At 52.6% G+C, this 230-nt stretch carries 1 protein-coding gene; it reads left to right on the forward strand.

What is annotated here, in order from left to right; all coding sequences use genetic code 11:
- On the forward strand, positions 1 to 230 hold a 230-nt coding region (locus RG959_RS25055; RefSeq protein WP_342799392.1), incomplete at both ends, for a lipid II flippase MurJ.

Below are 230 nucleotides of genomic sequence, written 5' to 3' on the forward strand. Positions count from 1 at the left end.
GCCTTCCTTTATTACGTATTCATTGTCGACCTCACTGGTCCCAGCAATCAGTGAAGCGATGGCGCAAAAACAGACGCTGCTCGTGGAGCACCGCATTCAGCAGGCCATGCGCCTGTCGCTTGTGACCGGCGGCCTTTCCGTCGTCGTTTTATACGTATTTGCCGAACCGCTCATGCAATGGATGTACGGAACAAGCGAAGCAACGATTTTTGTGAAAGTGATGGCACCGT

Source organism: Domibacillus sp. 8LH (assembly GCF_038806185.1).
In the GTDB taxonomy this organism is placed as follows: domain Bacteria; phylum Bacillota; class Bacilli; order Bacillales; family Domibacillaceae; genus Domibacillus; species Domibacillus indicus_A.